The organism is Nocardia sp. NPDC003963, from assembly GCF_053605105.1.
Map to the genome: position 1 here is coordinate 144,414 of NZ_JBSGIP010000011.1, position 20,950 is coordinate 165,363.

At 68.3% G+C, this 20,950-nt stretch carries 21 protein-coding genes; 13 read left to right on the forward strand and 8 right to left on the reverse strand.

Annotated features, from left to right (window positions below; translation table 11 throughout):
- Positions 1-11: 11 nt before the first annotated feature.
- Genes ACWEWT_RS20295 through ACWEWT_RS20315 form a run of 5 tightly spaced genes read left to right on the forward strand, consistent with a single transcriptional unit; the run spans position 12 to position 4,342 of the window.
- Entirely contained in the window at positions 12-917 is a 906-nt protein-coding gene (locus ACWEWT_RS20295; protein ID WP_452560992.1) for a hypothetical protein, read from the forward strand.
- The gene (locus ACWEWT_RS20300; protein ID WP_452560994.1) at positions 914-1,576 is read left to right on the forward strand and encodes a GntR family transcriptional regulator; all 663 of its coding nucleotides are present in this window, start codon (positions 914-916) and stop codon (positions 1,574-1,576) included. Before ACWEWT_RS20295 ends, ACWEWT_RS20300 begins: the two co-directional genes overlap by 4 nt.
- Positions 1,577-1,615: 39 nt before the next feature.
- On the forward strand, positions 1,616-2,011 hold the full coding sequence (locus ACWEWT_RS20305; RefSeq protein WP_452560995.1) for an allophanate hydrolase-related protein: 396 nt from the start codon (positions 1,616-1,618) through the stop codon (positions 2,009-2,011).
- Positions 2,011-3,075, forward strand: coding sequence for an acetamidase/formamidase family protein (locus tag ACWEWT_RS20310; protein ID WP_452561048.1), 1,065 nt, complete (start codon positions 2,011-2,013; stop codon positions 3,073-3,075). The genes ACWEWT_RS20305 and ACWEWT_RS20310 overlap by 1 nt, the downstream gene beginning before the upstream one ends.
- Positions 3,044-4,342, forward strand: coding sequence for an amidohydrolase family protein (locus ACWEWT_RS20315; RefSeq protein WP_452560997.1), 1,299 nt, complete (start codon positions 3,044-3,046; stop codon positions 4,340-4,342). The genes ACWEWT_RS20310 and ACWEWT_RS20315 overlap by 32 nt, the downstream gene beginning before the upstream one ends.
- A 41-nt stretch (positions 4,343-4,383) precedes the next feature.
- Here ACWEWT_RS20315 and ACWEWT_RS20320 read toward each other — a convergent pair whose 3' ends face one another.
- Positions 4,384-5,238 carry a 3-hydroxyacyl-CoA dehydrogenase gene (locus ACWEWT_RS20320; protein WP_452560999.1) on the reverse strand — a complete coding sequence of 285 codons (855 nt, stop codon included), beginning with the start codon at positions 5,236-5,238 and terminating at the stop codon, positions 4,384-4,386.
- 209 nt (positions 5,239-5,447) lie between these two features.
- Here ACWEWT_RS20320 and ACWEWT_RS20325 point away from each other — a divergent pair, with 209 nt between their 5' ends.
- From ACWEWT_RS20325 to ACWEWT_RS20335, 3 genes are all read left to right on the forward strand, one after another.
- Positions 5,448-6,029 (forward strand): TetR/AcrR family transcriptional regulator, encoded by a 582-nt coding sequence (locus tag ACWEWT_RS20325; protein ID WP_452561000.1) that lies wholly within the window; start codon positions 5,448-5,450, stop codon positions 6,027-6,029.
- The gene (locus ACWEWT_RS20330) at positions 6,026-7,231 is read left to right on the forward strand and encodes an NADH:flavin oxidoreductase (RefSeq protein ID WP_452561002.1); all 1,206 of its coding nucleotides are present in this window, start codon (positions 6,026-6,028) and stop codon (positions 7,229-7,231) included. The genes ACWEWT_RS20325 and ACWEWT_RS20330 overlap by 4 nt, the downstream gene beginning before the upstream one ends.
- A gap of 172 nt (positions 7,232-7,403) precedes the next feature.
- On the forward strand, positions 7,404-7,820 hold the full coding sequence (locus tag ACWEWT_RS20335) for a hypothetical protein (protein WP_452561004.1): 417 nt from the start codon (positions 7,404-7,406) through the stop codon (positions 7,818-7,820).
- 107 nt (positions 7,821-7,927) lie between these two features.
- Here the strand turns inward: ACWEWT_RS20335 and ACWEWT_RS20340 are convergent, their stop codons facing one another.
- Entirely contained in the window at positions 7,928-9,367 is a 1,440-nt protein-coding gene (locus ACWEWT_RS20340; RefSeq protein WP_452561005.1) for a glutamate decarboxylase, read from the reverse strand.
- Positions 9,368-9,665: 298 nt separating this feature from the next.
- Here ACWEWT_RS20340 and ACWEWT_RS20345 point away from each other — a divergent pair, with 298 nt between their 5' ends.
- Together ACWEWT_RS20345 and ACWEWT_RS20350 are read left to right on the forward strand one after the other, a co-directional pair.
- On the forward strand, positions 9,666-10,091 hold the full coding sequence (locus ACWEWT_RS20345) for a VOC family protein (protein ID WP_452561006.1): 426 nt from the start codon (positions 9,666-9,668) through the stop codon (positions 10,089-10,091).
- A 17-nt stretch (positions 10,092-10,108) separates the two neighbouring features.
- A complete protein-coding gene (locus ACWEWT_RS20350; protein ID WP_452561008.1) occupies positions 10,109-11,755 on the forward strand; it encodes an MFS transporter in 1,647 nt (548 codons plus the stop codon).
- Positions 11,756-11,888: 133 nt separating this feature from the next.
- Here the strand turns inward: ACWEWT_RS20350 and ACWEWT_RS20355 are convergent, their stop codons facing one another.
- The 4 genes from ACWEWT_RS20355 to ACWEWT_RS20370 all read right to left on the reverse strand — a co-directional run bounded on the left by ACWEWT_RS20355 (position 11,889) and on the right by ACWEWT_RS20370 (position 15,686).
- Positions 11,889-13,451, reverse strand: a complete 1,563-nt coding sequence (locus ACWEWT_RS20355) for a phosphatase PAP2 family protein (RefSeq protein WP_452561010.1) — start codon at positions 13,449-13,451, stop codon at positions 11,889-11,891.
- Between the two features lie 126 nt (positions 13,452-13,577).
- Positions 13,578-14,042: a peptide-methionine (S)-S-oxide reductase MsrA gene (msrA, locus tag ACWEWT_RS20360; RefSeq protein ID WP_452561049.1), complete on the reverse strand. Its 465-nt coding sequence runs from the start codon at positions 14,040-14,042 to the stop codon at positions 13,578-13,580.
- 109 nt (positions 14,043-14,151) lie between these two features.
- Complete coding sequence (locus ACWEWT_RS20365) at positions 14,152-14,982, reverse strand: class I SAM-dependent methyltransferase (RefSeq protein WP_452561012.1); 831 nt, start codon at positions 14,980-14,982, stop codon at positions 14,152-14,154.
- 239 nt (positions 14,983-15,221) lie between these two features.
- Positions 15,222-15,686, reverse strand: a complete 465-nt coding sequence (locus ACWEWT_RS20370; protein ID WP_452561014.1) for a cupin domain-containing protein — start codon at positions 15,684-15,686, stop codon at positions 15,222-15,224.
- A gap of 77 nt (positions 15,687-15,763) precedes the next feature.
- Here ACWEWT_RS20370 and ACWEWT_RS20375 point away from each other — a divergent pair, with 77 nt between their 5' ends.
- Entirely contained in the window at positions 15,764-16,330 is a 567-nt protein-coding gene (locus ACWEWT_RS20375; protein ID WP_452561016.1) for a TetR/AcrR family transcriptional regulator, read from the forward strand.
- 591 nt (positions 16,331-16,921) lie between these two features.
- Positions 16,922-18,175, forward strand: a complete 1,254-nt coding sequence (locus tag ACWEWT_RS20380; RefSeq protein ID WP_452561018.1) for a cytochrome P450 — start codon at positions 16,922-16,924, stop codon at positions 18,173-18,175.
- Positions 18,176-18,209: 34 nt separating this feature from the next.
- Here the strand turns inward: ACWEWT_RS20380 and ACWEWT_RS20385 are convergent, their stop codons facing one another.
- Positions 18,210-18,638: a hypothetical protein gene (locus tag ACWEWT_RS20385; RefSeq protein ID WP_452561020.1), complete on the reverse strand. Its 429-nt coding sequence runs from the start codon at positions 18,636-18,638 to the stop codon at positions 18,210-18,212.
- 133 nt (positions 18,639-18,771) lie between these two features.
- Entirely contained in the window at positions 18,772-19,938 is a 1,167-nt protein-coding gene (locus ACWEWT_RS20390) for a cytochrome P450 (protein WP_452561021.1), read from the reverse strand.
- 410 nt (positions 19,939-20,348) lie between these two features.
- On the opposite strand from ACWEWT_RS20390, the gene ACWEWT_RS20395 reads away from it, so the two are divergent.
- Positions 20,349-20,906 (forward strand): TetR/AcrR family transcriptional regulator, encoded by a 558-nt coding sequence (locus ACWEWT_RS20395; RefSeq protein WP_452561023.1) that lies wholly within the window; start codon positions 20,349-20,351, stop codon positions 20,904-20,906.
- Positions 20,907-20,950 lie beyond the last annotated feature (44 nt).

The following is a 20,950-nucleotide window of genomic DNA, read 5'->3' on the forward strand; positions in this document are numbered from 1 at the left end:
AGGGAGAAGTCGTGACCGAAGCACAGATATCGCTGCTCGACTCCGGCGGCGACGGCACAGCCACACTGCGCAACGCAGTGCGGCAGTGCCTCGGCGAAGTACGTGAAGGGGGTATCGGAGCGGATACCTCCACCGAGACCTGCGGCGGTTCGCTGGCGGTGATCGCCGGGATCGGCACCACCGCCGCCGGGGCGCTCCGCGGCGCCCTACTGCTCGACGCGCTCGCCGCCCGGGACGTCGAACTGGCCGATACCGTGCACCATCCGGACCCGGCGGCACTGCTCGCCGACCGCGGCTGGCAGCTCGCGCTCGTGCTCAGCCCGTGGAAACAGCAGGTCGCGACACAGCTCGCGGCGCTGACCGGGTCCGCGGCCCGGACGACCGTCGTCGACACTGTCGTCCGCGGTGCCGGCGGGCCGATCGGCGTCAATACCAACAGCTGGGCCGCGCAGGCCGCGATGGAGACCGTACTCGGTGGGCGTACCCCCGCAGATATCCTGATCCTGGGCGCGGGCGGATCGTCCAATTCGGTCGCACTCGGGTGCCGCCGGGCGTGGCCCGGCGCCCGGCTGTTCGGCAGTGCCCGCGACGCGGACGCGCTCGCCGGCTGGACCGGCCGGTTCGGCGCCGAGGCGGTGGCCCCGGGTGACCTGAAGGCGCTGTGCGCCGAACAGGCACCGGCGCTCATCGTCAACACCACCACCTGGGGTGAGACCGAGGATTCGGAAAACCGGCCGTTCGCTTTCGATTTCGCCGAACTCGTCCGGCCGGGCAACTGCTACTTCGACCTGAACAACCGGGTCTCCACCCTGCAGACCACCGCCCTGCGGGCCGGGATGAACGTTATGTCGGGAACGTTCATGCAACGTGTCACCAATGCCTGCCGCGCGGCACTGCTGGACGCGAGTGCCCGGTGACCGCGACCGGTAGCGCGGGTCTGGTACCCGCCGACGAGCAGCTCAGCGTCCGGGAACGGGTCTACCGGTTCCTGCGCCAGCAGATCACCACCGGTGAGTACGCCGGCGGGATCCGGTTGACCGAGGAGCAGATCGCCGAGGAACTCGGGGTGAGCCGGACGCCGATCCGGGAGGCACTCCAGCGGCTCACCAGTGAGGGACTGGTCGAACGGGTGCGGCGCGGACAGCTGGTCGTGGTGGAGTTCGATGCGGCCGTCCGTGCGGAACTGCACGAGCTGCGCGTGGCATTCGACCAGGTCGCGGCCAAGATGCTCACCGCCAAGGTGGACTCCGTGGACTGGGCGGCGCTGTACGCGCTGCTCGATCCGCTGGGTGCCGCACTGCACGAATTCGGTGTCGGCAGCGCCCAGTACTCGATGGCCCATCTCGAATTCCACATGGCGGTGAACCGGGCGGCGTTCACACCGATCACCTCGTCGTTCCTGCAACGCCAGGCGTTCCTCTATCCCACCGACGACTACGTCCAGCAACCCGGCCACGAACCGGTCTCCCAGCACCGGACGTTGCTCGACGATCTCTCGAGCGGAGATCTCGAACGCGCCGCCACGGCCGCGCGGATCCACGCGCTGCGCGGACCCGGTAACACCACTCTCACCTAGCCACACCGCACGCACTGCGGGCGCACAAGGAGTTCCACCATGTCCGACGATATCGTCCTCATGTTCGTCAACGGCCAGGCCATGCGCGGCGGATCGCTCAACGACGCCCTCGCCACGGCCCGGTATCTCGGCCCGGTCCGGACCGCACCCAGGTACCGCTTCTTCTCCTTCGACAATGTTTTCCCCGGGCTGGCACCGGTTTCCGAGGGCGGATGGCCGGTGCCCGGTGAGATCTACGCGGTGTCCTATACCGACCTGCGCGAGAATCTGCTGCCGCGCGAACCTGCCGAACTGGAACTGTCGGTGATCGAACTGGAGGACGGCCGGGGTTCGCTGAGTATGGTGTGCCGCCGGCTCCCGGGCCCCGGCGATCCGGCGCACGAGATCACCGCGCCGGGTGGCTGGCGCGAACACCGGGCGATCCCCGCCGCGTGATGGATATCCTCACCGCCGGAGAGGATCCGGGCACCGCCGACCACTACCTCTGGTGCACACCCGATACCGTCGGCTGGGGCAGCCTCCCGACGCCCGCGACCCCACCGGTGCTGGTCGTCGACAGTGGGTGCACGGTCACCTTCGACACAGTGTCGCAGGAGGGCCTGATGGAGGACCAGGGACGCGATCCGGTCGGCTATTTCGGCCGGTTCGGCGTGCCACGGCAGCAGGTGCTGCCCGATGCCGTGGCGCTGGCCGAATCCGATCTGCGCCGCGACCGGCCACCGTTGGGTCCGCATATCGTGCTCGGCCCGGTGCATATCCGCGCGGCCGAGCCGGGCGACTGGTTACGGGTGGACTTTCTCGAACTGACCCCGCGCGTCCCCTACGGCATCATCTCCAGCCGGCACGGACGCGGCGCACTACCCGAGACCCTGCCGCGCGAGCCGGACGGCAGTGTCCCCGCGGTGTTCAGCAGATTCTGCGCGCTCGACGGCCCGGGCCGGGCCGAGTTCCGGTACGGCACCGGCCGGGCCTCGATCGCGATCCACCCCTTCATGGGACTGTGCGGGGTGACTCCACGACAGGCGGAGGCATTGAGCACCATCCCGCCCGGTCCCTTCGGCGGGAATATGGATATCCGGGAGATCGTCGCCGGATCCTCGCTGTTCCTGCCCGTCCAGGTCACGGGGGCCGGTTTCTATCTCGGCGACCCGCATTTCGCGCAGGGCAACGGGGAGATCGCGCTCACCGCGCTGGAGGGTTCGCTGCGGGTCACCGCTCGACTGTCGGTCCTGAAATCCGCCCCCGGACCGCAGGGGGGTGGCCTGCCGTACGCCGAAACCGACGAACACTGGATCCTGCTCGGCCTGGACGAGAGCCTCGACGAGGCCATGCGCCAGTGCGCCGGGATCGCGGTGGAATTCCTGGCCGCGCGCACCGGAATGACCCCGAGCGAGGCCTACCTGTATCTCAGTGCCGCCGGTGATTTCTCGGTGACCCAGGTGGTCGACATCGTGAAAGGGGTGCACTGTGCGATCCGTAAACGCGATTTCGCCGCGTGACGGGAGCGGCGCGGCCGAACCCGTCCGCCCCGGGTTCCGGCGCGCCGACGGACGCCCGGTCCCGGTGTTGCACAATGCGAAACTCGCCGACGGCCGCGTGGTGGACGTACACATCGCGGCGGGACGAGTGGTGGACGTGGTCCCGGCCGCGGGCGGGCAGATCGGTGGATCCGATCTGGACCTCGATGGATTCGTCCTGCTGACGGCCCCCGCCGAACCGCACGCCCACCTGGACAAGGCGCTGTCCTACGACGAGATACGGCCCCCGATGGGCGATCTCGGCGCAGCCATCGAAGCCTGGGAGGCCCATACCCCGCGGCTGACGGTCGACAATATCGCCGACCGCGCCCGCCGGGCCGCGCTGCGGGCACTGTCCAACGGGACCACGGCCCTGCGCTCCCATGTCAATCTGCTGCGCGGTGACGACCCACTGCGCGGCGTGCGCGCGCTGGTGCGGGTGCGCGCGGAACTCGCCGAGTTCATGGATATCCAGCTCGTGGCCCTCGCCCCGTATACGGCCGACGACGAGACCGTCCACGCGGCCCTCGATCTGGGTGTCGACCTCGTCGGCGGGCATCCGCATCAGACACCGGAGCCCACCGCGAACCTGCACCGGCTGCTGGGGATCGCGCGCGACCGCGGGGTCGGCGTGGATATGCACACCGACGAACGCCTCGATCCCACCATGCTCACGCTCGAACAACTCGCGCACGCGGTCCGCGACCGCCCGGACGCCGTATCGGTCACCGCGAGCCACTGTGTGAGTCTGGGCGCGGCGGCACCGGAAGTCGTCGCCCGGGTGACGGCCGCGGTGGCGGCGGCCGGGATCGGGGTGGTCACCCTGCCGATCACCAACCTGTATCTGCAGGGACGCGACCATCCGGTGGCGACCCCGCGCGGTCTCACCGCCGTCCGCGCGTTACTGGACGCGGGGGTTCCGGTGGCGGCGGGCGCCGATAACGTCCGCGACCCCTACAACCCGATGGGCCGCAGCGACGCGCTGGAAACCGCCGTATTGCTGGTCACCGCCGCGCATCTGACCCCCGCCGAGGCGTATCGGGCCGTCAGCGATACCGCTCGCGCCGTGATGTCGCTACCGGCGGCCGGGCCGGAACCGGGCGCGATGGCCGATCTGCTGGCCGTCCGGGCGAGCGGGCTGGAGGATGCCCTGGCCACCGCACCCGCGGACCGGTACGTGCTGCGCCACGGCACCCTGGTGGCCGCCGGCCGGTCGGAGCGCACGACCGCGGTCGGCGCCCCCGGCTGAACTGCGCCGCGCTCCGACGGCACCCGGCCGTCCGCGGACGGTCAGGAGTACTTGTAGAACCCTTCGCCGGTGGCCACCCCGAGTTTGCCCTTGTCGATGTAGTTCTCCTTCAACCAGGTGGCGAGACCCTCGTTCGCCGGATCGCTGCTCAGGATGTTGTAGGGCGTGGTGAGCCCGACGACATCGAGGATCTGGAACGGGCCCATGGGTGCCCCGGTAGCGATCCGCCAGGTCTTGTCCACCGCCTCGGGTTCGGCGTACTCGCCGGCGGCGAGTTCGATGGCGGAGTTCAGGAAGGGCACCAGTAGCGAGTTCAGCACATATCCCGATTTCTCCTTGTGCACCTCGATCGGCACCATACCGATGGCCGAGGCGAAATCGACGACCGCGCGGAATACCGCCGGATCGGTGCGGGTGGTACCCATGACCTCGGCGGTGTTGAACTTCCACACCTGGTTCGCGAAATGCAGCGCCAGGAATTTGTCCGGGCGGCCGGTGAAGTCCGCGATATCGCTGGGCAGCAGCGTCGAGGAGTTGGTCGCGAAAATCGTGTGTTCCGGGGCCAGCTCGCCCAGCTTCCGGTAGGTCTGCCGTTTGATGTCGAGCACCTCGGGCACCGCTTCGATCACCAGATCGGCGTCGGCGACCGCGGCGCCGAGGTCGGTGGTCAGGCCGATCCGCGCCCGGGCCTGTTCGGCGAGTTCGCCGGTCGCGCCCATCACCTCGTCGCGATAGGTGGTGGCGAGGCCGGCAAAGCGTTCACGCGCGGAGTCGAGCGCGGCGACGCTGATGTCGTAGGCCTGGACGCGGTATCCGTGGAAGGCCGTCTGGAAGGCGATCTGGGAACCGAGCACCCCGGTGCCCAGTACGGTCACCGCGCGGATCTCGAGGGCCATCGTCTTCTCCTTGTCGGTCGAGGCTTGTCGGACAACCGGAGCTGACTACCGGAACCAGTAGAACAGGGTGGGCCCGGCGAGGTGGGTGCGTGGTCCACGAAGCCGTTTGCGATCGGATAACGACTCCCCTCGGGCATCGCCACCTGCGCTTTCAAACAGTAATTCAATCAATGATTGAAAATGGTCCCGCGCGGTGGTTCACTGGCCGCATGGCCCAGCGAGTTTCCACCGCGACCCGTGAGCGTCTGCTCACGGCCGCCGAACGACTGCTGCTCACCGAGCGCTACGACGATGTCTCGGTACGCCGCATCTGCACCGAGGCCGGGGCCAATCCCGCCGCCGTCCACTACCACTTCGGCTCCAAGGAGGCCCTGGTGGCAGCCCTGCTCGAGGAACGCCTCGGAGCGCTGTGGGCCGACCGCCTCACCGAGGTCACGGCCGCGGCCGGGCCCGTCGCCGATATCGTCGACGCGGTTCTCACCCCGTTCACCGATCTGGCGGCCGACCCGCTGGGCCGGCTGCACCTGCGCCTGCTCGCGCAATGTGTCGTGGACCGACAGGTGGACGGGCCGTGGCAGCAGCAGTGGTTCCGGATCGACTCGTGGGCCGGACTACTGCCCCAGCTCGGCGAACGGGAGAGCCTGCGCCGCTGGATGCTCGCCTTCGACCTGGTCATCATGCGATTCGGCCGCGCCGCCGCCGAGGACCGGGCACTGAGCCCGCGGGCGGTGGCGACATTGCGCGATTTCGTGCTGGCCGGTCTGACCGCACCGACAGGAGACACACCGTGACCGATGTATTCGCCCCCGCCCCGCTCGGCCCGCTCACCCTGCGCAACCGGGTGATCAAGGCCGCGACCTTCGAAGGACGCACTCCCGACGCGCTGGTGACCGACGACCTCGTGGAGTTCCATCGGGAGGTCGCCGCGGGTGGTGTCGGGATGACGACCGTGGCCTACTGCGCGGTCGCGCCGGGCGGCCGGACCGACCGTCACCAGATCTACATGCGGCCGGAGGCGGTACCGGGCCTGCGCCGGCTCACCGACGCGGTGCACGCCGAGGGGGCGGCCGCCAGCGCGCAGATCGGCCATGCGGGTCCGGTGGCGAATTCCGCGTCCAATCGGCTGCCCGCGCTGGCGCCGAGCCGTATGTTCAGCCCGCTCGGGATGAGCCCGATGAAGGTGCCCGATCCGGCCGGGATCCACGAACTCGTCGTCGCCCATGCCGATGCCGCGCTCCTGGCGATAGAGGCCGGATTCGACGCGGTGGAAATACATTTCGGCCACAACTATCTGGTGAGCTCGTTCCTGAGCCCACTGCTGAACCGGCGCAAGGACCGCTACGGCGGCACGCTCGAGAACCGGGCCCGGCTGGCCCGCGATATCGCCCGCCGGGTACGCGAGGCGGTCGGCGACCGGATCGCGGTGACCGCGAAACTCAATATGGAGGACGGTGTCCGCGGCGGACTCACCCTGCCGGATTCGTTACAGGTGGCCGCGTGGCTGGAGGCCGACGGCGCCCTCGACGCATTGGAATTGACCGCGGGAAGTTCGCTGCTCAATCCGATGCTGCTGTTCCACGGCGCCGCCCCGCGCCGGGAATTCGCGAAAACCCTTCCCGGACCGGCCCGCTGGGGCTTCCGCATGGTCGGTAAGGCGTTCCTGCGCGAATACCCCTACGAGAAGGCCTACCTGCTCGAACGTGCCCGGCAGTTCCGCCGCGAGCTGTCCATGCCGCTGGTACTGCTGGGCGGGATCACCGATCTGGAGTCGATGCAGCTGGCGATGGCGGAGGGATTCGATTTCGTCGCCATGGGCCGGGCACTGTTGCGCGAACCGGATCTGTTGCACCGCATCCGATCCGACGCGAACACCGAATCCGCGTGCGTGCACTGCAACGAGTGCATGCCGACCATCTACAGCCGGACCCGGTGCGTACTCCGGCTCGATCCCCTCGAATCCGCGATCCCGGACACTCCGGTCGCCGGCGGATAGGCGTGTATGGGGTCACGAATCCCCTGCTCACAAAATTTGTCAGCCCCAATTAACGAACACCTGTTGAATGCGCCGTTGAATAGCGGTACGGTTCAGGTCATCAAAGCCGCACTCCCCCAGTGCATATGCTTCCGCAACCGCCTCCGGGCGGCGCTACGACCGAGGACCTGACATGCATCGAACCGTACGCACCCGCCGACTCGCCGTCCGGATCGCGGCCACCGCCGCGATCGCCCTGGCCCCGCTGGCCCTCACCGCCGCACCCGCGCTCGCCGATAACGGCGCACCCGTGGTCGTCGAGGAAGCCGCACCCGCGGTCACCGACAACGCCGAGGTCCAGGACGTGAGCCGCCCCGGCCGCCACGGTCACGGCTACGGCGATCGCGGCTGGCACGGCCGTGGCGACCGCAGCTGGAACGGCCGCCACGACAACCAGGTCGATTGGAACCGCGGCCGCCACCACGACCGCGGCTGGGATCGCGGCTGGGACCGCGGCCGCCACCACAACCGCGGCTGGGACCGCCCCGGCTACGGTTACGGGCTCCCCTTCCCCCGGATCTTCCTGCCCGGCTCCGGCAGCGCATTCTGATACCTGAACAACGGCACGTCGATCATGTGCCGATAAACCTCGGGCGGCCCGGCCCGAGAGAGTGGAACCGGCCGACCGCGGCGACCTGGATCGGCCGGTTCCCTCTGTCAGGAATCCTCGTGCCGAACCGCCGGGTGGTACGGCCGGGTATCGGCGCCGTGCGAGAACGACGCGGCCTCGGGGCCCCGCTGCGGCGCCTGCTGAGCCCGCAACCTCGGCAGCGCTCGTTTCAGCGCCTCGATCAGCAGATCGGCCAGATCGTGGCTGAAGCCGTTGCGGACCACCACACGCAGCACCGCCAGATCCTCCCGGTCGGCCGGAAAGGTGTAGGCGGGCACCAGCCAGCCCTGTTCACGCAGCGCCGCCGATACATCGAAAACCGAATAGCCGGTCTCGCCCTCGGCGAGGGTGAACGCGAATACCGGTAGCTGCCGTCCGTCGGTGATCAGCCGGAACGGGCCCAGGCCGGCGATCCGGTCGGCCAGGGCCGAGGCGACCTCCCGGCAGTAGCCCTGCACCCGGGCGTAACCGCGGTGACCGAGCCGCAGGAATGTGTAGTACTGGGCCACCACCTGCGCACCGGGCCGGGAGAAGTTCAGCGCGAAGGTCGGCATCTCCCCGCCGAGATAGTTCACCCGGAACACCAACTCGTCGGGTAATGCGTCGGTGTCACGCCACAACACCCAGCCGACCCCCGGATAGATCAGCCCGTACTTGTGGCCGGAGGTGTTGATCGAGGCGACCCGGGGCTGCCGGAAATCCCATTCCAGCTCGGGATCGCAGAACGGCGCGATCATGGCACCCGAAGCACCGTCCACATGAACCGGGATATCCCAGCCCTGCTCCGCCTGCACCCGGTCCAGGGCGGCGCAGATCTCGGCGACCGGTTCATAGCTGCCGTCGAAGGTGGATCCCAGAATCGCCACCACGCCGATCGTGTTCTCGTCGCACCGGGCCGCCGCCTCGTCGGCGGTGAGATGGAACCGGTCACCCGACATCGGCACCACACGCGGTTCGACATCCCAGTACTCGGCGAACTTCTCCCAGCACACCTGGACATTGATCCCCATCACCAGATTGGGCCGCTCGGCGGACTGCCCGGCCGCCCGCCGCCGCTGCTGCCAGCGGCGTTTCATCGCCAGCCCGGCCAGCATGCACGCCTCGCTGGACCCGGTGGTCGAGCAGCCGACGGCGTGATCGGGGTCGGCGGCGTGCCACAGATCGGCCAGGATCCGCACACACCGCTGCTCCAGTTCGGCGGTCCGCGGGTATTCGTCCTTGTCGATCATGTTCTTGTCGAAGCATTCGCTCATCAGGATCTGCGCCGCGGGCTCCATCCACGTGGTCACGAAGGTCGCGAGATTGAGCCGGGCGTTACCGTCGAGCAGGAGTTCGTCGTGCACGATCTGGTAGGCGGTATCACTGTCCATCTCGCGCGCGGGCAACCGGTTACGGGGCACCTCGACCGGCTCCCGGGTGAACACCGGATTCACCGAGATATCGTCGCGGCCGGGTTCGCCGGGCCGAGACGGATGGGTCAATGCCATGGAGACCTCCACAAGCATTCGTTCCGGATGGACAGTCGCCCGGACGGGCTGGTCACCTCGAGTATCACCTGAGGCACGACCGTTCCGGCGTACGACGACCATCGGGCGGGTCGGCTCGGCGATCCGGGCTCCCGCCCCGCACCGTGTCGCCGGGACCACTCGGCCGGCGCCGATCGGGCATCCGAATCTGGGCGGGATCTCCCCCACCGCGCGGTGGTGCGGGATACGCTCGGCCGATCAGTACCGATTCCCCCTGGTCACGACATCCGCGAACGCGCACCACCAGAGGAGGAGACCCGTGAAATCCGTCAATGCGTATCTCATGTTCAACGGCAATGCCGAAGAGGCGTTCACCTTCTACCAGTCCGTGTTCGGCGGCGAACTCCAGCTGATCCGATTCGGCGATATGGGCGAGGGCGCGAACCTGCCCGACGAGGCCAAGAGCCTGGTGGCGCATACCGCGCTACCGCTGGCGGGGGCCGGCCAGATCCTGATGGGCTCGGATTGCCCACCCGGACAGACCGTGGAGGTCCCCCAGCGGGCGAACTTCACGGTATGCCTGGAGGTCAGCGACCGAGACGAAGCCGAACGCGTTTTCGACGCCCTGAGCGCGGGCGGCGCGATCGATATGCATCTGGCCGCCACCGAATGGACCGAACTGTTCGGGATGCTCACCGACAAGTTCTCGATCCCCTGGATGATCGACTACAACTCCGCCGAGTAGCACCGGGACAGTCACCGATGGGCACCGGCGAACGAGATATAGAACCGGGGCAGCGTTCCGGTTCCGGTCTGGTGCTCACCGTGCTCTGCGCGGGTCAGTTCCTGATGGCCCTGGACAGTTCGGTCATGAACGTGTCGATGGCCACGGTGGCACAGGATCTCGGTACCAGTATCACCGGAATCCAGACCGCCATCACCCTCTACACACTCGTAATGGCATCCCTGATGATCACCGGCGGCAAGATCGGCGCGATCTTCGGCCGGCGGCGCGTGTTCGGGATCGGTCTGGTCGTATACGGCGTGGGGTCCTTCGTCACCGGACTCGCGCCGAACCTCGGCATCCTGCTGGTGGGCTGGTCACTGCTCGAGGGCATCGGTGCCGCGCTGATCATGCCGGCGATCGTGGCGCTGGTGGCCGCCAACGTACCGGTGGAGCGCCGCCCGGCCGCCTACGGACTGGTGGCCGCGGCCGCCGCGGCGGCGATCGCGGCCGGGCCGCTGCTGGGCGGCGCGGTGACCACCTACGCCTCCTGGCGGTTGGTCTTCTTCGGCGAGGTCGGCGTCGTGATCATCATTCTGCTGCTCCTGCGCAGGATGAACGACAGTGCTCCGGAGCGGGCACAACTGGATCTACCCGGTTCGGTGTTGTCGGTATGCGGTCTCGCCATGATCGTGTACGGGGTGCTGCGCTCGAGCGATTGGGGCTGGATCCAGGAACGGCCCGGCGCCCCCGCGATATTCGGACTGTCACCGGTCATCTGGCTGCTCCTGGGCGGGCTGCTCGTGCTGTATCTGCTCCGGGAGCGGCTGGCGGCGTGCGTGCGCAACGGCCGCGAACCACTCTTCGACCCGGACCTGCTGGGCAACCGGCAGCTCACCGGTGGACTGGGCATGTTCTTCGCCCAGTTCAGCGTGCAGGCGGGGGTGTTCTTCGCGGTACCGCTGTTCCTGTCGGTGGTACTGCAACTCAGCGCGCTGGGCACCGGTGCCCGCCTGCTGCCGCTGTCGGTGGCACTCATCGCGACCGCGGTGGGTATTCCGAAACTGGCGCCCCGGGCGCGGCCGCGCCGCGTAGTGCGCCTGGGCCTGCTGTCGATGATCATCGGGATACTCGTCCTCGCCGCGGGGATGGACCCCGGCGCCGATGCGCGGGTGGTCGCGATTCCGATGCTGCTGATGGGCGCGGGCCTGGGCGCGCTGGCATCTCAGTTGGGCGCGGTGACGGTATCGGCCGTTCCGGAATCCCGGAGTGCCGAAGTGGGCGGCTTACAGAACACGGCGTCCTATCTCGGCGCCTCGCTCGGCACCGCGCTGATCGGATCGGTGCTGATCGCCACCTTGACCTCGTCGGTCCTGGACGGAATCGAGAACAACCCCGCTGTCCCGGATTCGGTACAGCAGACGGCCGGTACCGATCTGGCCGCCGGTGTGCCGTTCCTGTCCGATACTCAGCTGCGGACCGCCCTCACCGATACGGGTCTCGACGAATCGACCGTCGACACGGTGGTGTCGGTCAACAGCTCGGCTCGCCTGGACGCCCTGCACACGGCGTTCGCGGTCACCGCCCTGCTGGCTGTCGCCGCGCTCCTGGGCACCCGGCGGATACCGGAACATCCGGTGACCGAACCGGATACCGGCGCGGCGAACGACGATGGCCCCGACTGAGGCGAACGGGCCGCACCGCGGCACCGGACCTCAGCCCGTCACCCGGCGGAGAAAGGCCGCCGGGCCGGAGACAGCCGCCGGACCATCCCATGCGCGGCGAGCATGAGCGGAGCGCCCGCGAGCGCGGATACGCTCAGCGGAAACGGAAGACGTCGGGTAGCCAGGGCGCCCGGCGGTGATGCGGCCGGGATCGATTGACCCACAGCGGATTCGATTCGTCACGCCGGTACACCGTGAGCTGGCCGGCCACGGAGAACCGCAGATGGGTGGCGCTGCCGAACACCTCACCGTCGGCCGCGAGCGATTCGGCCCGCGGCAGGTACACGAACAGTTCCGGTAACTGCCGTTCCCCGTAGACGCGACTGTGGCCGATGGCGGCCAGCAGCAGTGCGACCACCGCGCGGGTGCGCGACCAGCGCAGATCGGCACGGAGCCAGCGGACGTCCAGCAGTCCGGAGTCGAGACGGTCGCGGAACGCCGGAACGGCACCGTGCGGATGGTAGGGACCGTTGCCGACGAACAGGAACCACACCCGCTGCCAGTGGTCGTCCAGATAGATCTCGATCGGTTCGGCCCGGCGCAGCGTGACCATGAGGGCCGCCGCGAACGCGGGCCATTTGCCCCAGCGCGGCTGCCATTTCTCGCGCAGCCGGACCAGATCCGGGTAGGAACCGAGGCTGAAGGTGTTGATCAGATGCCGGGTCCGCATCTCGGTGGCGTCGCCGTATTCGACACCGGCGATATCCACCGCGACAGCTTCGCCGACACCGGTCGCGTCGACGACTTCGACAAGATCGTAGACGCCGAGGTCGCGGGCGAAATGATTGAGCGTGCCGGTCGGGATCACCACCAGGGGCAGTTCGAAGCGCAAGGCCACCGCGGCCACCGCGGCCACTGTGCCGTCACCACCGGCCACCCCGAGGGCCGCGACCGGTTCGGGCTGTTCGGCGATGGCCTGTTCGAGCAGTTCGGTGCAGTCGACATCGGGCTGGGTGCGCAGGACCACAGCGGCGGGCAGCGCCGCGGCGATATCGTCGGTCGGGTCGTAATCGGCATCACCGGATACCGGGTTCACGATGATGACGAGCCCTTTGCCCTCGGCGAGCACCGGGGCCTCGCGGACCAGCCGCGCCCGCGCCTCGTCCGACTCCCGCACCGGCCACCAGCGCCGGGTGGCCAGCGCGATGCCGGAGCCCACGGCGGCACCGACCAGGACATCCGAACCCCAGTGCACCCCGGTGTGGATCCGGGAGTAGGCGACCGCCGCCGCCAGCGGAGCCACAGCCAGGGCGGTGCGCGGGCTCTCCATCGCCACGGCCGTCGCGAAGGCCGCGGCGCTGGCACTGTGCCCCGACGGGAACGACGACGAGGACGGGGCCGGGGACAGCCGCCGGTATTCGGGCATCAGTTCCGCGGCCGGCCGGCGCCGGGCGAAAACGGTTTTGAGCACGACATTGGCGGCGAAACTGGCACCGGCCACCGAGACCGCCCCGCGGAGCGCCGCCCGCCGGGTCGCTCCCCCACGCGCGGCGAGCAGGCCGGCACACACCATCCACAGCACACTGTGATCGGCGCTTCCGGTCAGGCGCAGCAGGCCCGTATCCATCCGGGAAGCGGGCAGTTCCGCCACCGCGCCGCCCACGGCCCGATCGAATCGTCCGATCTTCTGAAACCTACGGCGCGCCCAGCTACTCACGCGCTCGAGACTACTCACCGCCGTGACCGGGCCGCGAACCGAAGCGGCCCGGTGCGAATCCACCGGGTGGCTCCGATTCGCCGGGTACCGCGCGGCCGGCTCCGGCGCCACCGGCCGCGGCATTACTCAGGCGGTGTTCTGCCGCCGCGGCAGCTTCCACCCGGGGCGCGGGAAGTGGCAGGTGTAGCCGTTCGGGAAATGCTGCAGATAGTCCTGGTGTTCGGGCTCGGCCTCCCAGAATTCCGGTGCCGGTGTCACCTCGGTGACGACCTTGCCCGGCCACAGGCCCGAATCCTCGACATCGACGATGGTGGCCAGCGCCTCGCGCTTCTGCTCGTCGTCGAGGTAGAAGATCTCGGAGCGGTAGCTGCTGCCGATATCGTTGCCCTGGCGATCCTTGGTGGTCGGATCGTGGATCTGGAAGAAGAACTCCAGCAGCGCCCGATAGTCGGTCTGCGCCGGGTCGTAGACGATCTCCACGGCCTCCGCGTGACCCGGATGGTTGCGGTAGGTGGGGTGGTCGTTACGCCCGCCGGTGTAGCCGACGCGCGTCGATACGACACCCGGCTGTTTGCGGATCAGCTCCTCCATACCCCAGAAGCACCCACCGGCCAGGACCGCCTTGCGCGTTTCGGTCACGCTTCCTCCTTCACGTTGTCTGCCCCGGGTACAACCCGCGACCGGGCCGGGAAAATCCCGTTCACCGTGGCACTCCTGCCCGCTGCGCGGTGACCAGCAGGTACTCCCATTCCATCCGGCCGCCGCCCAGATCGTGCGCGGTACCGAGATCGGCCAGTTCCCGGTCCAGCTGCGCGGCCCTCTCCGGATCGCCGGCGAGGGTCCGGTACACCGTGACCACGGGGCCGTAGTTGGCCTTGAAGAAGTCGCGGAAGGCGGGACCGTCGGCGAAGCAGTCGACGACAGCGCGTTCGCGCCGCAATTCCAGACCGGTCACCCCGTCGCCCAGCAGCTCCGTGACATGCGCTTCGTCACCCCACAGCGGCGGCGGTTGCGCGCCGGGCGGCGGGGCGGGGGCGAACGGCTTCATCACCGCGAACATCCGCCCGACGAACCCCTCCGGCGTCCAATTGATCAGGCCGATCGTCCCGCCCGGTGCGGTCACCCGCAGCAGTTCATCGGCCGCGGTCCGGTGGAACGGCGCGAACATCACTCCCACGCAGGAGAGGACCACGTCGAAGGCGGCCGTATCGAAGGGCAGGGCCTCGGCGTCGGCCTGTTCCCAGGAGACTTCGACACCCGCCGCGGCCGCATTGCGCCGGCCGGCTTCGAACAATTCGGGGGCGAGATCACAGGCCACCACCTCAGCACCGGCCACCGCGGCCGGAATGGCCGCGTTCCCGGCACCGGCGGCGATATCGAGCACCCGCTGACCGGGCCGGATACCGCAGGCATCGACAAGCCTGCGGCCGAGTTCGGGAATCACATCGGCAGCCACCCGCGGGTAGTCGCCCGACGCCCACATCGCTCTGTGCTTGCTCTTGAGATCACCGGGCGCGAACTGCGTCATCATCTGCTCCTCGGGTCGATCGAACCTCGGATCCGTACACGGCAGGTCGCGTCTTCCGGATGAATGTCCGCGCGGCCGCCTCGTATCGTCGTCGCACCAGCTCGGCCGGTCGCCGAGCACGTCTCATTGTCTGCCCCGGCCGCCACACGCCGCAAACCCCGGCGCACGGCCCGATCCGCCGCCGGATCGTGACCGCACGCCCGGGCCGGAGCAGCAACCGGCGTAGCCGCCCCGCTACCGCACTAGGCGGATTCTTCGTACCGGATGTCGTATCGGGCCGCGATCGGGTTGATCTTCACCGGATCCAGCACCCCATCGGTGAGCACCGCCGGACCGGCCGTGAAGAGGTCCTCCAGATAGCACTCCCAGCCGCCCGGCGACGAGATCTGCAGCAGCCGGGGCGGTGGCGCCGATACCGCGCGCAGCGCGTGCGGAACCCCGTGCGGCAGCAGCACGAACATACCCGGAGTCACGGTGAGCGAACGATCGGCGAAGTCGACGCCGAGCTCTCCGTCCAGCACGTAGAGGCATTCGTCGGCGACATGATGCGTATGCCGGGGTATATCGCGGGACAGGGTCACCTCCAGCAACGAGAACCTACCTTCGGTATCACCGGTCAGCGCCTTCACCGCGAAGGCCGGCGGCAAGGGGACCCGGCCGTGCCGCACTTCCCCCGGCGCCAGCATTCGAAAACGATCCTCGGACATGGACTCCCACCTCTCGACGAGCTAGAATCGGAAGCGGATTCCGATTCCGTTTAATGCTAGCCACGAGAGGTTCCCGGTTGTCAAGACCCACCCCCCGACGCGCACCCCGCGCCGATGCCGCGCGCAACCGGGATCGCATACTCGCCACCGCACGCGCCCTGTTCGCCGAACACGGAAGCGGCGTACAGCTTCCCGAGATCGCCCGCGCGGCCGGCGTCGGCGTCGGCACCGTCTACCGCCACTTCCCCACTCATCGCGACCTCGTCGAAGCGGCCGCCACCCAGCGGTTCGCCGAGATCGAGGATTTCGCCCGCCGGGAATGCCTCGCGGGCACGGCACCGGGGTCTGCTCTGGCCCGCTATCTGAACCGTGTCGGTGAGATCCTGGCGGCCGACCGCGGCCTGTCCGCCGCCATCGAATCGAGTCGGCATTCGACCGGTAGCGAACCACGCGGTGAGAGCCGCGCCCGCCTCGAATCCGTGCTCGGCGAGATCATCGAACTCGACCGCGCCGCAGGCACCCTGCGCACCGATTGCACAGTGGCCGACGTCTACATGGTCGTGGGCGCCCTGTCGGCGACCATTCGCACCGGCGGCGACTGGCGCAGACTGCTCGCCGTCATACTCGACGGCCTGCACCGGTAGCGCGATCGGCGACGACGGGAGTTCGCCTGCCGATCCGGAACCAAGGTGACGTTTCCGGTCCGGAACATATGATCACCGGTCGCCGCGCCGCCGGAGATTCCGACGTCCGTTCCACCGGCGGAGAACAGTGCGCGGCCGCCCGGCGTCACTCGGCCGGCCGTAGAGTTCTCCGAAACTCGACTCTTCGGTGCGGTATGTACGGCCGGTACCGGAGCATCCGGCCCGGCTCTCGCCGAAACCTCAACGAATCAGTGCCGCAACGTAATTCGTCGATGCATCGCGTAGGGTGCTACACCGTGCCGAGGGGACGGGACAACCGCCCGGGAAATCCCGCCACATATCGCGACCAGCACGGAGTCACTTGTTTGAGCACGAAACCGCCCTATGCCCACACTCCGCCTCGGCCCGCCCACCTCACACCCGTCACCGACGAACCGAACCCGCCGCCCGCGGAGCCCGCCCGGACGCAATGAGAATGAGCCACAACTTGTTCGGCGCCCTTCTCGCGTATCGTGCCGGAGCGGGTCGGAATGACGGGACCGCGGCCGAGGCCTCTCGTCACACACTGCGAAACACTACGGAGTCACCCTTTTGAGCACGACACAGCCCGCTTCCCACCTACCACCCGGCACAGCCCACGGCTCCCCCTTCGCCGACGGCGGTCCTCGAATCCCCCTCTACGCAGCCGAATTCGCCGAGAACCCCCATCGGGTGTTCCAGCAGATGCGCCGCGAACACCGCGCCATGGTGCCCGTCGACCTCGCCCCCGGCGTCCCCGCGACCCTGGTCATCGATCACCGGACCGCCGTCCACATTCTCAACGACCATGAGCATTTCCCCGCGGACCCGCGGAACTGGCAGAAGGATATGCCCGCCGACTGTCCGGTGCTGCCGATCATGGAATGGCGCCCGGTCCCGGCGCGCAGCACCGGTACCGATCAGCATCGCTACCGGTCGGCCAATGTGGCCGCGCTGGCCGAAGTGGACCTGCACGGACTCCGCGCGGCGGTGGAGCAGATCGCGAACGCCCTGATCAATTCGTTCTGCGAGACCGGCCGGGCCGATCTCCTCATGCAGTACACCTTCCCGCTGGCCTTCGGGGTCTGCAACACCCTTCTCGGCTGCCCACCCGAGATCGGCCAGCAGGTCGCCGCCGGGATGGCCGCGATGTTCGAGGGTATCGATGCCGGGGCGGGTAACCGGATGATCAATGCCGCGCTGGCCGAACTGGTCGCGCTCAAACGCGCCGAGCCCGGAGAAGACGTCACCACCCGGCTACTCCAGCACCCCTCCCAGCTGGACGAAGAAGAGATGGTCCATCAGCTGGCGGGACTGTACGGCGCGGTGATCGAGCTGCAGCAGAATCTGATGGCGAACGCGCTGTTGCTGATCTTCACCGACGACCGCTTCGGCGGACATGTCCTCGGCGGCAGCCTCTCCACCCGCGACGCCATCGACGAAGCACTGTTCGACAATCCGCCGATGGCGAACTTCCTCATCACCTATCCTCGCCAGCCCATCCTCATCGACGATGTCTGGCTGCCCGCCCACCGACCCGTCGTCATCAGCATCGCCGCCTGCAACCACGACCCCTCCATCCGCGCCGACGATCACCGCGGCAACCGCTCCCATCTGTCCTGGGGACTCGGACAACGGACCTGCCCCGCGCAGACACCCGCGTATCTGGTGGCCCAGGACGCGATCGACCTCCTGCTCGACGCGCTTCCGGAAATCGAACTGGACGCACCGCCCGAGGGGCCCGCCTGGCGGCCCGGGCCGTTCCACCGGTCCCTGACCGCCCTGCCGGTGAAGTTCCCGCCGTCACCACCGATCAACCTGGGGTGAGGGCGCTTTCGGACGCGACCGCGCGACCCCGGCTCTAGTCCGAGCCGGGGTGCGGGTGTTCGATGGTCTCTCCCGCTCGCGCCCACACACTGTCGATATCGAAACGGTCGGCTCGCCACGAATCCGCGGCGACCCGCACCCGGCCCCGCCATGTGCGCATGATCCGGGCGTGTACCGGCCAGCGCACGAACCGCCGCATATCGCGTTCGCTGTCCCATACCGAGATCGAACCGCCCCGCAATTGCGCGGGCCGGCCCCACAGCCACACACCGACCGCGCCCTGGAGCACCGGCCAGGTCTCACCCAGTTCCAGTCCGAGCTGGTAGATCTGCTGGACATCGGGCTGCGATGTCGCCAGGAAGTCCGTCACGCTGACGAATACCGGTCCGGTGGAGTCCACGGCGGGACCGGGTTTCCACGGCATGAGCACGGTGCCTTCGGAAAAAGGCGGCGCGGCGGTCACGACACCACTCGCACGGCCGCAGGAACGCAGAGCACCCTATTGATAAGCATGAGTCTACGGTATGCGACTGCTTATCAATTTGGCAATGTCGTGACTCGCGTGGTCCGGCCGCCGGGCCGCCGGCATCGGATCATCACGACAGGTGGAGCGGCGCAGATATCGGGAATTCCACACGTAGCGAGGCAAGTGATCGATGGAAGGGGCCGGGCCGCCAGATCGGAGCCTCGGACAGCTGGATCTCGGGAAGTGCGTCCAGTAGCTGATCGATGGCGTCCTGGGCGATCAGGTAGGCCATCGACTGGGCCGGGCAGGTACGCGGCCCGGCTCCCCAGGCCAGATGGGAGCGGTTCCCCGTGCGGTCACCGGCGCGGACCGCCGGGTCGTTGTTGCAGGCAGCGATGCTCACGGCAATCGGCTGGTGTGCGGGCAACCAGGCGTCGTCGATGAGGATCGGCTGCCGCGGGTAGGTGAGCAGATAGTTCGCCAGCGGTGGATCGTTGAAGAGAACGTGGTCGAGCGCCTCGCGCGTCGACAGACTTCCGCCCAGGACGCCACCGCCCAAGCTGTCGTCGGTGAGGATGAACAGCAGCGTGTTGACGATGAAGTTCTGCTGGAACTCGATCCCGGCGCCGTACTGGCTCGCCAACTGGTGGACCATCTCCAGATCGTCGAGTTCGGCCGGGTGCCGCAGCAGCGCGGAGGTTATATCGTCACCGGGGTCGGCCCGTTTCATGGCCACCAACTCCAGCATCGCCTCGCTGATCATCGCATTGCCCTGGTCCGCATCGACGCCCTCGACGATCGAGGCCATACCGGCGGCCATCTTCTGACCCACCTCCTGCGGGCACCCGAACAGCACATTGAGGACTCCGAAGATCAGCGGGAAGGTGTACTGACTGATCAGATCGGCGCCACCGTCCTCGCAGAAGGAGTTGATCAGGCCGACGGCGATCTCCTCGACCGTTGTGTGCAACGCGTACAGATCGACCTCGCCGACGCTCTCGGTGGTGGCCCGGCGATAGCGTGCCGCCTCCGCCCCGGCGCTCCTGGTGGCCATCGGGCGCCATTCCATCATCGGCAGCACCGGACAGTCGGCGGGCATATCCTGCTGCCAGGTACGGGGATCGGCCGGGAAATGCTCGGGGTCGTTGAGGATCCGCACCGCGGTCCGGTAGTCGATCACCAGCGTCGCGGGTACACCGGGCGCCAGTTCCACCGGCATCAAGGACTGGTACTGCTGACGCATTTCACGGTAGTAGGAGTGGGGGTCGGCGGCGAATTCCGGGGCGAACAGCGGCATTCGCGGGTCATCGGAATCGAACGGTGAGATCGGCCGGGCGGGGCACGACGGTTCGGGCGTTCCAGGTGGGACGGTGCTCAAAGAAGGAGACTCCAGACAGCTGTTGCGGATGGCGGACGTAGAACCAGGTCTGCGGCGAATTCCGCTGCGCCGGAACAGCTGTTGCGTCGCCGCGGGACACTCCCGGACCACGCGGACCGGGCAGCTAGACTCTGTCCGGTGCTGTCCGTGCCGAAGGTGTACTCGCTGCGAGTAGTCGCTTCAGGGGTTCCGCCGCGGCGAGGTAACGGTCGGCGATCCGGCCCGAGGACCGCCCGGTGGGAGGTAGCGCGGTGACGACCGGCTCGGCAGCGCAACCCCGGCGCGGCCGCGGACGTCCGCCCGGATCCGACGGAGCACATACGCGCGACGTGATCTTGCGAGCGGCCCGCGAACTCTTCAGCGAAGTCGGCTACGACCGTGCGACTTTCACCGATATCGCGATCCGGGCCGGAGTGTCCCGCACCAACATCAACCACTATTTCCGGAGCAAGGACGAGCTCTATCGCACCCTGTTCGAAGCGGACAAGGGCAGTGTGATCACGGCAGGTATCGCCGACGCCGGAGCAGCGGCCGACCTCGCCGACCGAATGGCCGCGTTTCTGCGCATCACCATGCGGGCCGATTCCGAGAACCGCACCTATGTCCGGTTTCTCGCGGCATCGCTGTTCGACGCGCTGCGCAATCCGGACCTCGGTGACTGGGCCGAGGGGCAGATCGACAATGTGCGCGGTTTCATCCGACCGGCGTTGGAAGCCGCGGCGGCGGACGGAACCATCGGGCCGGATGTCGATATCGTGACCGCCACCGAAGTGCTCATCGCCGTGGTCTGGGGAATGAGCATGTACGCGGGATTCGTCGGCAACGAGGACCAGCTCGAACCGATGATCGACCAGCTCAGCGCCCTGTTGCGCGGAACTCTCTGGTAGCCGCGGCCGGTGTGCGCGACACCCGTCCCGCCGGTCGGCGAGGC

Bases quoted from the DNA above. Each gene is read 5' to 3' on its own strand.
- ACWEWT_RS20370 (WP_452561014.1), bottom strand. From the start codon at position 15,686: ATGTCCGAGGATCGTTTTCGAATGCTGGCGCCGGGGGAAGTGCGGCAC.
- ACWEWT_RS20335 (WP_452561004.1), top strand. From the start codon at position 7,404: ATGCATCGAACCGTACGCACCCGCCGACTCGCCGTCCGGATCGCGGCC.
- ACWEWT_RS20350 (WP_452561008.1), top strand. From the start codon at position 10,109: ATGGGCACCGGCGAACGAGATATAGAACCGGGGCAGCGTTCCGGTTCC.
- ACWEWT_RS20320 (WP_452560999.1), bottom strand. From the start codon at position 5,238: ATGGCCCTCGAGATCCGCGCGGTGACCGTACTGGGCACCGGGGTGCTC.
- ACWEWT_RS20365 (WP_452561012.1), bottom strand. From the start codon at position 14,982: ATGATGACGCAGTTCGCGCCCGGTGATCTCAAGAGCAAGCACAGAGCG.
- ACWEWT_RS20305 (WP_452560995.1), top strand. From the start codon at position 1,616: ATGTCCGACGATATCGTCCTCATGTTCGTCAACGGCCAGGCCATGCGC.
- ACWEWT_RS20325 (WP_452561000.1), top strand. From the start codon at position 5,448: ATGGCCCAGCGAGTTTCCACCGCGACCCGTGAGCGTCTGCTCACGGCC.
- ACWEWT_RS20310 (WP_452561048.1), top strand. From the start codon at position 2,011: ATGGATATCCTCACCGCCGGAGAGGATCCGGGCACCGCCGACCACTAC.
- ACWEWT_RS20340 (WP_452561005.1), bottom strand. From the start codon at position 9,367: ATGGCATTGACCCATCCGTCTCGGCCCGGCGAACCCGGCCGCGACGAT.
- msrA (WP_452561049.1), bottom strand. From the start codon at position 14,042: ATGGAGGAGCTGATCCGCAAACAGCCGGGTGTCGTATCGACGCGCGTC.
- ACWEWT_RS20390 (WP_452561021.1), bottom strand. From the start codon at position 19,938: ATGCCGCTGTTCGCCCCGGAATTCGCCGCCGACCCCCACTCCTACTAC.